General features: G+C 44.4%; 5 protein-coding genes. 4 read left to right on the top strand and 1 reads right to left on the bottom strand.

Going from position 1 to position 13,423, the window contains the following annotated elements:
• The first annotated feature begins 69 nt into the window (after positions 1-69).
• Genes CLV94_RS15335 through CLV94_RS15325 form a run of 3 tightly spaced genes read left to right on the top strand, consistent with a single transcriptional unit; the run spans position 70 to position 11,816 of the window.
• Complete coding sequence (locus tag CLV94_RS15335; protein ID WP_121377391.1) at positions 70-8,910, top strand: DUF7507 domain-containing protein; 8,841 nt, start codon at positions 70-72, stop codon at positions 8,908-8,910.
• Positions 8,911-8,961: 51 nt separating this feature from the next.
• Positions 8,962-9,873 (top strand): PorP/SprF family type IX secretion system membrane protein, encoded by a 912-nt coding sequence (locus tag CLV94_RS15330; protein ID WP_121377390.1) that lies wholly within the window; start codon positions 8,962-8,964, stop codon positions 9,871-9,873.
• An 11-nt stretch (positions 9,874-9,884) separates the two neighbouring features.
• Positions 9,885-11,816: an OmpA family protein gene (locus tag CLV94_RS15325; RefSeq protein ID WP_121377389.1), complete on the top strand. Its 1,932-nt coding sequence runs from the start codon at positions 9,885-9,887 to the stop codon at positions 11,814-11,816.
• Between the two features lie 77 nt (positions 11,817-11,893).
• On the opposite strand, the gene CLV94_RS15320 is transcribed toward CLV94_RS15325, so the two are convergent.
• The gene (locus tag CLV94_RS15320; RefSeq protein ID WP_121377388.1) at positions 11,894-12,310 is read right to left on the bottom strand and encodes an OsmC family protein; all 417 of its coding nucleotides are present in this window, start codon (positions 12,308-12,310) and stop codon (positions 11,894-11,896) included.
• Between the two features lie 121 nt (positions 12,311-12,431).
• Here CLV94_RS15320 and CLV94_RS15315 point away from each other — a divergent pair, with 121 nt between their 5' ends.
• Complete coding sequence (locus tag CLV94_RS15315; protein WP_121377387.1) at positions 12,432-13,403, top strand: hydrogen peroxide-inducible genes activator; 972 nt, start codon at positions 12,432-12,434, stop codon at positions 13,401-13,403.
• The last annotated feature ends 20 nt before the right edge of the window (positions 13,404-13,423 follow it).

The raw sequence follows: 13,423 nt of genomic DNA, 5'->3' as shown, positions 1-13,423 counted from the left end.
GCTTATAAAACGATACCACCATTAAACCGTTTTCCCCTCATTTTCAAATAAATAATTAAAATTATAACGATGAACAAAAACTACAGTTGTCAAGGCAGATTCTTGCCCTACCGACAGGTGAGCGTCATGTTTAGGGATACTGCCGTAAGAATCAAGAAAGTTTTTTTACTGAGTTTCCTTCTGACTATTGCCGGCTTTTCGTCTCTATATGCAGACGGGAGTAAAGATCTTTATCCTTCGGGAGTTACTGGGAACCGTGCTTTTCTGTACAGCAATAGCTATACGGCAGGAGGAACTACAATCAACTCTTGGCCGTTCAAGACCTTGGGGACGCACTATGTGTATGCCAATGTTGGAGAGACTATTGCTGCTGCATCGAGTGCCCAGAATATAGGGAATGGCCGAATCAGGCTGATTGCTCCGAATGGATCAGAGTATCTTACTACCGCAACCGCAACAGGACAGATACCGAACCGTAATGGCGAGCTGGCCGGACCTCAATATCCGGGACAGGGAGCAGGAGGTAACCGATACCTTCCGTATACTGTTACCGTAGGTGCGGGACAGGCCGGAATCTGGAAAGTAGAATTTTTGCCTTCGGGCTCTGAAACCAGCAGCTCTACGCCTGGGGTTACCGATACCGCTGCAGATGCTGCCTGGACGCAAGGAAACAATACGGAACTGATAGCGGCTTGGGACGTATCGGTAAGGAATGCGGCTAACTCGGCTTGGATTTCCGGAAGAGTATATTCTAACGTTTTCAACTTGCACATACAAGGAACAGTGTTTTCATCAGCAAAAGCCTTTTATGGCAAATTTGTCGTTTTAACACGAGATGGAGTTGCCTACAGGGTAACCAATAATGGCTCTAACGGAGTAGGTTTTACTTTTTTTGTAAATAACAAAGGATTTTTAGATACCACAGGAGGACCATCTTATAAGAGTTTGAATATTTCAAGTCCTTCAAGCGCTGATTTTAGGGTTCACGATCCTAGAAGCCAAGATGATGCCAATAATGTGACCCATAAGATATTTTATACAGATCCTGCAGCGGACTTGCCTGCTAACGCGATACAAGCAGTAAGTACGTCATCAAGCACTACAACATGGCTTAAGAATGCGGTGATAACGCCTACAGCCACTAACCTGACCTATACAGGTGTAGAAGGAACGCCTAACCTTTCGGGGAACAAAGGAGCCTATATCGGTTTTGATTCCAACCTAGCCGGAACGTTCAGGATTGAAATAATCGGAGATTTCCCGACCAGAACCATTACAGGAAACTGTTCTCCGGGAACAAATACTATTTTATGGGATGGAAGAGACGGAGCAGGCAATGTACTGGCGCCGAATACCAATATCGGAGAGATCAGGGTACAGCTTTTTGGTGCCGAGGTGCATTTCCCTTTTATCGACATGGAAATCAATCCGGGAGGTATCATCATCGAGCAGCTGAATGAAAGCTATGCTTTATTTACTCCGAACAGAGACTTGGTGTACTGGGACGATTCGAATGTTACTGGAGGAAATGTAAATACGGTATCAAACCCGACAGCTTCAGGAAATGCTGGTATTTCAAGTAACAGCAACGGACACAGATGGGGAAGAAATAGCTCAGGAAGTTCTGGCTCTGGAAACACAGGAGATGGAGGTTCGAGCTTTGGAAACGAAAAATCATTGGATACATGGAGTTTTGTTCCCGGCGAAGTCATCATAAAGACATTAGATATCATTGTTGCTTCTGCCGACTTGGAAGTAGAAAGCATCACACCATCAACGACAACTATCAGCATCGGACAAACGATGAACTATCAAGTTGTCGTAAAAAATAACGGACCTAGCGACGTAACTGGAGCCGGCTTTGCATTTATTGTTCCAGCCGGATTCACGATAACGGGCGTTACTTACGTAAACAGCCAAGGAACTGTAGTAGTTGTTACCGGAACAGTTGATCCGGTTACGGGCAATTATATTGCAGACCTTAACATGACAAACGGTTCTGAAATCGTATTCACGATTACAGGAACAGTAGGATCCTCTTTGGCAGGATTGCCTTTAAATGTAGAAGCTTCGATTATCCGTCCGGCTGACGTGACTGATATCGATGCGACGAATCCAGGTACTACGCCTCCGACAGACCCGCATTTAGAGTGTCTAAACGGAACAGCTGTTGAGAATTGTAACAACATCGCTTATAATAATTTGAACGTTGCAGCTATAGCAGATCTTAGGGTTGTGAAGACAGCAAACGCTACGGTTCCGACAGTAGGGCAGCAAGTAACCTTTACGATAGCTGTTACGAATAACGGACCGAATGCTGCTACTGGAGTTACAGTAGCAGATTTGATGCCGACTGGTTTTGCATTTGTTTCTGCAACAGTTACGGCAGGCGCTTACAATTCTGGTACGGGAATCTGGAATGTGGGTACTATTGCTAATGGTACCACCCAGACTATGACCGTTACAGCAACTGTAAATGCTACAGGAAATTATACGAACGTAGCAACGGCAACGGGAACAGAAACAGATCCGGTGCCAGGCGACAATACAGATGAGATAACAGTAGCACCAGATCCTGATGCCAACTTGCAGATCAGCAAGACTGTAAATGATACTACTCCAAGCGTAGGAGATCAAGTAGAATTCACCTTGCTTGTTACAAATAACGGAACAGCGAACGCGACAAATGTTATTGTAACAGACCAGCTTCCTACAGGATATACCTATGTTTCTCATACGGCAGGAGCTAACTATGTTCCAGCAACAGGAATCTGGACAATTGGCAGCTTGGCCAACGGTGCCAACCAGACATTGGTGATCACGGCAACGGTAAACGCAACAGGAAACTATACGAATACAGCTTCGGTTGACGGAGACGAAAACGATCCTGATACGACTGATAATACAGATTCTGTAACGACAACACCTAATAATGTAATCGTAGCAGACAATGATACTACTGTAACGCCAGTCAACGGACTTGCAGGAGGCACCGCTATAGCAAATGTGCTTGGCAATGACACGCTGAACGGTGCAGCAATCGCTGCAGGCGCAGTAAACATTTCAGTACTTCCGGGAGCAGTTCCGGCAGGACTTGCTTTCAATACAGCAACAGGCGCGGTTACGGTCAATGCAGGAACTCCTGCAGGAACCTATACTTTCGATTATACGATCTGCGAGACCACCAACCCGACCAATTGCGATACGGCAACGGTTACGGTAAATGTGGCAGCAGCTCCTATTGTAGCCAATAATGATACTACTGTAACGCCAGTCAACGGACTTGCAGGAGGCACCGCTATAGCGAATGTGCTTGGCAACGACACGCTGAACGGTGCAGCAATCGCTGCAGGCGCAGTAAACATTTCAGTGCTTCCAGGAGCAGTTCCGGCTGGGCTTGCCTTTAATACGGCAACAGGCGCAGTTACTGTCAATGCAGGAACTCCGTCAGGAACCTACACTTTCGACTATACGATCTGTGAGACCATCAACCCGACCAACTGCGATACGGCAACGGTTACGGTAAACGTGGCAGCAGCGCCAATTGTAGCCAATAATGACACTACTGCAACGCCAGTCAACGGACTTGCAGGAGGAACGGCTATACCAAACGTACTTACAAATGATACGCTTAACGGCGTGGCAGTTGTTCCAGGTGCGGTAAACATTTCGGTACTTCCAGGAGCAGTTCCGGCTGGACTTGCCTTTAATACGGCAACAGGCGCGGTTACGGTCAATGGAGGAACTCCGGCAGGAACTTATACTTTCGACTATACGATTTGTGAGGTTATCAACCCAACGAACTGTGATACGGCAACGGTTACGGTAAACGTGGCAGCGGCTCCTATTGTAGCGAATAACGATACTACGGCAACGCCAGTCAACGGACTTGCGGGAGGAACAGCTATACCAAACGTGCTTACTAATGATACGCTGAACGGCGTGGCGGTTGTTCCAAGTGCGGTGAACATTTCGGTACTTCCGGGAGCAGTTCCGGCAGGGCTTGCTTTCAATACGGCAACAGGCGCGGTTACGGTCAATGCAGGAACTCCGGCAGGAACCTATACTTTCGACTATACGATCTGTGAAGTATTAAACCCAACAAATTGTGATACGGCAACAGTTACTGTAAACGTGGCAGCAGCGCCAATTGTAGCCAATAATGACACGACTGCGACGCCAGTAAACGGTTATGCAGGAGGAACGGCAATACCAAACGTACTTACAAATGATACGCTTAACGGCGTGGCAGTTGTTCCAAGTGCGGTGACTATTTCAGTGCTTCCGGGAGCAGTTCCGGCAGGGCTTGCCTTTAATACGGCAACAGGCGCGGTTACGGTAGATGCAGAAACTCCGGCAGGAACCTACACATTTGATTATACTATTTGTGAGATATTAAACCCAACGAATTGCGATACGGCAACGGTTACGGTAAACGTAGCTGCAGCACCAATCAATGCAGTAAATGACAATCCTACTCCTGTAAACGGCTACACAGGCGATACAGATGTAGTAAACGTACTGACTAATGACACGTTGAATGGCGTTCCGGTAATTCCGTCTGAAGTAGTAGTTACGGTAACAACACCAGCTTCAAACCCAGGCGTTGAATTGGACCCAGCAACGGGAACAGTAAGCGTAGACCCTCAGACACCTGCGGGCACTTATACGATCATCTATCAGTTATGCGAGGTGCTGAACCCTACGAACTGTGATACGGCAACGGTTACGGTTGTAGTAGAAGGGGCGCCGATTAATGCGGTGAACGATACTCCGGCTCCAGTAAACGGCTATACGGGCGATACAGATGTAGTAAACGTATTGACTAATGACACGTTGAACGGCGTTCCGGTAATTCCATCTGAAGTAGTAGTTACGGTAACAACACCGGCTTCGAATCCAGGCGTTGAATTAGACCCAGCAACGGGGACGGTAAGCGTAGACCCACAGACACCTGCGGGAAATTATACGATTATCTACCAACTATGTGAGGTGCTGAACCCGACAAATTGTGATTCGGCAACGGTTACAGTTGTAGTGGAAGCAGCAGAAATAGAAGCTTTTAACGATACTAATGCAACTCCAGTAAATGGTTATGCAGGAGGTAATGCCATTCCAAATGTACTGACAAATGACTTGTTGAATGGGGTAGTAGTACTACCTAGCCAAGTAACTATTAGCGTAGTCCCTGGAAGTGTTCCGGCAGGAATAACATTCAATACGACTACAGGAGCAGTAGATGTGCTGGCTGGCACAGCAGCAGGAAGTTATACTTTTGATTATACGATCTGCGAAATACTAAACCCGACCAATTGTGATACAGCAACCATAACTGTTGTAGTGGGAGCAGCTCCGATTGATGCGGTAAATGATACTCCAGCAACACCAGTAAATGGATATGCTGGCGATACAGACGTAGTCAATGTATTAGACAACGATACCTTGAACGGCGTTCCGGTAATTCCGTCTGAAGTAGCGGTTACGGTAACGACGCCAGCTTCGAACCCAGGCGTAGAATTAGACCCAGCAACAGGAACGGTAAGCGTAGACCCACAGACACCTGCAGGAACCTACACTATCGTCTACCAATTGTGCGAGATATTGAACCCTACGAACTGCGACTCGGCAACCGTAACGGTTGTGGTAGGAGCGGCACCGATTGATGCAGTGAATGATACTCCTGCTCCGGTAAACGGCTACACAGGCGATACAGACGTAGTCAACGTATTAGACAACGATACCTTAAACGGCGTTCCGGTTATTCCGTCTGAAGTAGCGGTTACGGTAACGACACCAGCTTCTAACCCAGGCGTTGAATTAGACCCGGCAACAGGAACGGTAAGCGTAGACCCACAGACACCTGCGGGAACCTACACTATCGTGTACCAATTGTGCGAGATATTGAACCCTACCAACTGTGATTCTGCAACCGTAACAGTTGTGGTTGGAGCAGCGCCAATCGATGCGGTGAACGATACTCCAGCTCCGGTAAACGGCTACACGGGCGATACAGACGTAGTCAATGTGTTAGACAACGATACGTTGAATGGCGTTCCGGTAATCCCTTCTGAAGTAGTGGTTACGGTAACGACACCTGCTTCGAACCCAGGCGTTGAATTGGACCCAGCAACAGGAACGGTAAGCGTAGACCCACAGACTCCTGCGGGCACCTACACTATCGTCTACCAATTGTGCGAGATATTGAATCCTACGAACTGCGACTCGGCAACCGTAACGGTTGTGGTGGAAGCAGCTCCGATTGATGCGGTAAATGACAACCCAGCTCCTGTAAACGGATATACGGGCAACCCAGACGTTGTAAATGTATTGGACAACGATACGTTGAACGGCGTTCCGGTAATCCCGTCTGAAGTAGTGATTACGGTAACGACACCGTCTTCTAACCCAGGCGTAGAATTAGACCCTGCAACAGGAACGGTAAGCGTAGATCCTCAGACTCCTGCAGGTACTTACACTATCGTATACCAATTGTGCGAAATATTAAACCCTACCAACTGCGAGACTGCAACGGTAACTATAGTGGTTAACCCAGCACCAATCGATGCAGTAAATGACAACCCAACTCCGGTAAACGGTTACACGGGTGACCCAGATGTAGTGAATGTCTTAGATAACGATACGTTGAACGGCGTTCCAGTAATCCCGTCTGAAGTAGTGATTACGGTAACGACACCGTCTTCGAACCCAGGCGTAGAACTAGATCCTGTGACAGGAACCGTAAGCGTAGATCCACAGACACCTGCGGGTACCTACACTATCGTGTACCAATTGTGCGAAATATTAAACCCAACAAATTGTGAGACTGCAACGGTAACTATAGTTGTTGAAGAAGCACCAATTGATGCAGTAAACGACACACCTGATCCGGTAAACGGCTATACTGGCGACCCAGACGTTGTAAACGTATTGGACAACGATACCTTAAACGGCGTTCCGGTAATCCCGTCTGAAGTGGTGGTTACGGTAACGACACCGTCTTCAAACCCAGGTGTTGAGCTAGACCCTGCAACAGGAACGGTAAGCGTAGACCCACAGACACCTGCGGGAACTTACACTATCATATACCAGTTGTGCGAAATATTAAACCCTACGAACTGTGAAACGGCAACAGTAACCATAGTAGTTAATCCGGCTCCGATTGATGCCGTAAACGACGACTTAAGTGCTGCGGTTGTAAATGGTAACGAAGGACAAGTAAACGCTGGAAATGTCTTTTCAAATGACACTTTAAACGGCGTTGCAGTGATTCCTTCGGAAGTAACTTTGACTACTATAACTGCAGATGCGCCATTGACATTGAATGCTGATGGAACAATCTCTGTAGCAGCAGGAACACCGGCAGGAACTTACACTTTGCAATATAGCATCTGTGAGGTCTTAAATCCGACGAATTGCGATACAGCTACAGTAACAATTGTAGTGCAAGTGCCATCGATTGAAATTACCAAGACTGGAACTTTCAATGATGCCAACGGCGATGGTTTTGCGCAAGTAGGAGAGACGATCACCTATAATTTCTCTGTCGTAAATACAGGAAGCATGCAATTGACGAACATTACGGTAACGGATCCATTAGTGGCAGTAACCGGCGGTCCTCTTGCAGTGCTAAATGCAGGAGCAACAGACAACACTACATTTACTGCCGTCTATACCTTTACGCAAGCCGATGTAGATGCTGGATTTGTAAACAACCAGGCATTAGTTAGCGCTACTCCGATTGTCGGACAGCCAATTACTGATTTGTCTGACAGCAACGATCCTACATTGCCAGGCAATGATGATCCAACGGTAACGACCTTGCCTCAGAATCCAAGTTTCCAATTGTGGAAAGAAGGAACGTATCAAGATGCCAACAATGACGGTATCGTAAATGCGGGAGATGTTATCGAATACGACTTTACAGTAACCAATACAGGAAACGTTACCATCACCAATATTATGGTAACCGACCCAATCGTTACAGTTTCAGGCGGACCATTGGCTTCTTTAGCGCCACAAGCTTCGGATAGTACTACTTTCACAGCAACGTACACGATAACGCAGGCGGATATTGAATTAGGGGCTGTGTATAATTTAGCATTGGCTGAAGGAACTGACCCGAACGGAAATCCGATAGACGATGAATCGCAAGATCCTTCGCCAGTAGGTACGGATGATCCATTATATGAGCCGACTTGTCCAGATTGTACTGTTACGATTCTAGAACAGAATCCAGGTATTGCCTTGATCAAGACTGCGATATTTAATGATGAGAACAATAACGGAATTGCAGAAGCTGGAGAAACGATCACGTATAACTTCACAGTGACCAATACAGGAAATGTGAGCTTGAGCGATGTGACTATCAACGATCCGCTTCCTGGAGTTGTGGTAAGCGGAGGCCCTATTACTTTAGCAGTAGGACAAAGCGACAGCACTACATTTACTGCAACGTATGCTATTACGCAGGCGGATATCAATGCAGGAAGTGTTTCGAACCAAGCTATTGCAACCGGTAGAAGTCCTCTTGGAGAAGAAGCTACCGATGCTTCAGATAACACCGACAATACAGGAAATAACCCGACGGTTATCGAAATTGACGGCTGTACGATCAATGTATTTAATGCGGTTTCGCCAAACAATGACGGAGACAACGAGATTTTATACATCGGTGGCTTAGAATGCTATCCAGATAACAAAGTAGAGATTTTCAACCGCTGGGGAGTTCTAGTCTATGAAGCAAACGGCTATAACAACAACGACAAGGCTTTCAGAGGCTATTCTGAAGGAAGAGTTACAGTGAACAAATCTGAAGGATTGCCAGACGGTACGTATTTCTATTTCTTGAAATATAAAAAACCAGACGGTTCTGTTAGTGAGAAAAGCGGCTATTTATATTTAAGCAGATAAAGTTAAATTTCTGGGAACCGTAATGGTTCCCAGAATAAACAAAATAAATCAATGAAAAAAATAATCATACTTTTCGTCTGGATTCTTGCAACCGCAACCACCTTTGCTCAGCAGGATGCGCAATACACGCAATACATGTACAATACCATCAATATTAACCCGGCCTATGCAGGTTCAAGAGGCGTTTTCAGCATCTTTGGACTTCACAGAACGCAATGGGTTGGTTTGGATGGAGCACCCGTGACCAACGCTGTTTCGATCAACTCGCCGATTAACGGTACCAATATAGGAATGGGACTTTCTTTTGTCAACGACAGGATAGGACCGACAGATGAGAATGCAATTTCTGCAGACATCTCCTATACGGTAAAGACATCGGAAACATTCAAGCTGTCTTTCGGAATCAAGGCTACTGCGAATCTTTTTAATCTGGATATCAATAAATTGAATCCTGCCGACCAAGGAGATCCTCGCTTTCAGGACCTGAATAATAACTTCACGCCAAACATAGGGGCAGGAGCGTATCTTCATTCCGATAAGATGTATTTGGGACTTTCGGTGCCGAACTTTTTCGAAACGCACCGATACGATGATAATTCTGTTTCCGTAAACCAAGAAAGAATGAACTTCTACTTGATTGGAGGTTATGTTTTTGACTTGAGCGCAAGCATCAAATTCAAGCCTGCCTTTTTGGTGAAAGCCGTAAACGGAGCACCGCTTCAGACCGATCTTTCAGGAAATTTCCTTTTCAACGACAAGCTGACGCTTGGCGTGGCTTGGAGATGGGATGCCGCCGTAAGTGCGATGGCTGGTTTTCAAGTAACCGACGGACTTTTTATCGGCTATGGATATGATTTGGAAACGACTAAGCTTTCCAACTACAATTCAGGCTCGCATGAGGTATTCCTACGTTTCGAGCTGTTCAACAAATTCAATAAAGTAACATCTCCAAGATTCTTCTAAAAGCAGTAATTATGAAAAAACATTTATATACAGCCTTGGCGGTTTTTGCTTTAATGACGGCCCAGGCACAAGAAGCCAAACTTGCATCTGCAGATAAAAAATACGAAGAATTTGCCTATGTAGATGCGATCAAGACCTATGAGCGAGTTGCTGAAAAAGGATACAAGTCGGTTGATTTGTTCCAGAAGCTTGGAAATGCGTACTATTTCAATGCCGAATTAGACAAGGCCAATAAATGGTATGCCGAGCTTTTTGCGATGAACCAGCCTGTTGATGCAGAATACTATTACCGTTATTCGCAGACTTTGAAATCGGTTGGCGATTATGCAAAAGCCAATGAGATGCTGTCGCAGTTCAACCAAAAGAACGCTGACGATTTAAGAGCGCAATTGTATACGAAGCATAAGGATTATCTCGAAGATATCAAGGCGAATTCTGGACGATATAAGGTAGAAAACATCGGAATCAATTCAGAATATTCCGATTACGGAACTGCTTTTTACGACAACAAATTGGTTTTTGCTTCGGCAAGAGACACGGGAGGCATCTTCAACAGAAAACACCAATGGACCAACCAATCATTTACGAAGCTGTATGCCGCTGAGATTAGTTCGGATGGAAATATGCTGGAACCTGAAAAATTCAATACGTCCCTAAATTCGAAATTCAACGAAGCGACGCCGGTTTTTACAAAAGATGGAAAGACCGTTTATTTTACCAGAAACAATTACAACAAAGGTAAAAGAGGCAAGAACAGCGATAAGGCAACGCTTTTGAAAATCTACAAAGGCGTTCTTGAAAACGGAAAATGGATAAACATTACCGAGCTTCCGTTTACAAGCGACAATTACAGCACAGCGCATCCGGCTTTAAGCATTGATGAAAAGACGTTGTATTTTGCTTCGGATATGCCTGGAACATTAGGCCAGTCGGATTTGTTTAAGGTAGCGATTAATGCCGATGGAACTTTTGGCACGCCAGAAAACTTAGGAAACAAGATCAATACAGAAGGCCGTGAAACCTTTCCATACATTACAGAAGAAGGCGAATTGTATTTTGCTTCGGACGGACAATTGGGATTAGGCGGATTGGATGTTTTTGTTACTCAAATCAACAAAGACGGAAGTTATGGCGAAATCAAAAACGTAGGCGCTCCGGTTAACGGACCGAAAGACGACTTTGCCTTTATCATTGATACCAAGACCCGCTTTGGATTTTTCTCTTCCAACAGAGATGGCGGAAAAGGCTATGATGATATCTATAAATTCCAAGAAACAAGACAGCTGAAATGCGAGCAGTTATTATCAGGAAAAATTACGGATAGAGAATCTGGACTTCCGATTGCCAATGCTCGTGTGACATTGTCTGATGCTTCTTTCAAGGTCATCAAGACGATTTATGCTGACCACGAAGGAAAGTATAGTTTTGATGTAGAATGCGGCAATGCGTATTACGTAAAAGCAGAAAGCAAAGATTATACGCCAACGGAATTGAAAGCGATCATCCCGAAAGAATCTGGAGAAACCGATCTTTCTATCGAATTGGACAAGCCGGTAAAACAAATTACGGTTGGAACCGATTTGGCAAAGACGTTCGGAATCAAGATTATCTATTTCGACTTGGATAAATCAGACATCCGTCCAGACGCAGCCATCGATTTGGCTAAAATCGTTGATGTCATGAAGCAATATCCAAACATGAAAGTAGATGTCCGTTCACATACCGACAGCCGCCAGACGCACAAATACAACGAAAAACTTTCTGATAGAAGAGCAAAATCTACTATCGCTTGGATGATTCAAGACGGAATTGCCAAAGAAAGAGTAACTGGAAAAGGCTATGGCGAAACGCAATTGGTTAACAAATGCGCCGACGGCGTGGAATGTTCTGAACAAGAACACCAGCTAAACCGCAGAAGTGAGTTCATTATTACAGCCATGTAATGTTCTAAAATAGTTTTAAAATTAAAAAACCGTGCTGTTAAGGCACGGTTTTTTTGTTTAGAAAAATAACTTTTTGATTATGCCAGCGTAGCGGTCAAGGTGATTTCGGCATTTAATACTTTTGATACCGGACAGATTTGTTTGGCTTTCAAGGCAGTATTTTGGAATTCTTCGTTGGTGATTCCAGGAACATCACCTTTTAGTTCCAAATGGATTTTGGTAATCGTTCCGTCTTCAAAAGTAAGTACGGCTTCCGTGCTTAAGTCAGTCGGTACATAGTTTAATTCGCTTAACAAGAAGCTCAATTGCATAGTGAAGCAACCAGAATGTGCTGCTGCGATTAATTCTTCAGGGTTGGTTCCAACACCTTCTGCGAATCGAGTTTTAAAAGATAATTGTGCCTTGTCTAAAGTGGTGCTTTGTGTACTGATGGTTCCTTTTCCTTCCATTCCTTTTCCTTGCCATTGTGCGTTTGCTTTTCTTGTAAATTTCATAATGTTTGATTTTAAATTGTTTATTTATTAGTTGTTGATTTTTGATAGGACAAATTTATTGCGGGTTTAGTCATAAATCAAATTGATAATTTTTTACCTTTATAAAATAAAATTATAATGTATGACAATTCAGCAATTAAAATACATCGTAGCCTTAGACGAAAAACGCCATTTTGCTAGGGCAGCAGAAGTTTGTATGGTAACCCAGCCAGGACTTACCATACAATTAAAAAATCTGGAAGAAGAAATAGGAATTAAGATTTTTGACCGTACAAAAGTTCCGTTGACGCCGACCGTTTTAGGCGCTAAGATTATTTCGAGAGCGAAAAAAATCCTTAGAGAAGTAAACGAAATCAGAGATTTTGTTGTCAATGAAAAAAACATACTTGAAGGAGAAATCAAATTAGGAGTCATTTCTACACTTTCGCCTTATCTGATTCCGCTATTCATAAAGTCCATGAAAGAAGCGGCGCCAAAGATGCAATTTGTCATCAAGGAAGCCTCTACAGGCCATCTCATGCACGATATCGAAACAGGCGCTCTAGATGTTGCATTAATGGCCAGTCCGACCGGAAATCCAAATTTAAAAGAACACCATGTCTTCAACGAACCTTTTGTAGCTTATCTGAATGAAAACCATCCTTTGGCCCAAGAAGATTTTTACGAGCTGCAAGCCAGTGACAAGCCGGAATTGCTCTTGTTGCAAAATGAATATTGCTATAATGCACAGCTTCTCGATATCTGCGGTCTTAAAGAAGACAGGAAGATCAGCGAACAATTTTCGTATGATATTAGTTCTATTGAAACGCTGAAAAACCTAGTAAGGGCACAATTAGGCTTTGCCATCATACCCGAACTTTCCATATTGAATGAAAAAGAAAAGCAGCTCTTCAAGCCGTTCAAAGAACCAAAGCCCATACGCGAAATCAGCTTGGTCGTTTCGGATACCTTTTCCAAAAAACTATTGCTCGAAAAAATGAGCAAGAGCATTTGGGACTGCCTTCCAGAAACCTTGAAGATAGATTTCAGCTATCGTAAGATCCAATGGAACGATTCGCCTTATTTCATTAACGCGACAAAAGGTTTTCTCTAAAATAAAAATAGCTTACAAGA

Source organism: Flavobacterium endophyticum (genome assembly GCF_003634455.1).
Taxonomy (GTDB): domain Bacteria; phylum Bacteroidota; class Bacteroidia; order Flavobacteriales; family Flavobacteriaceae; genus Flavobacterium; species Flavobacterium endophyticum.
This window is presented reverse-complemented; position numbering and strand designations above follow the sequence as displayed.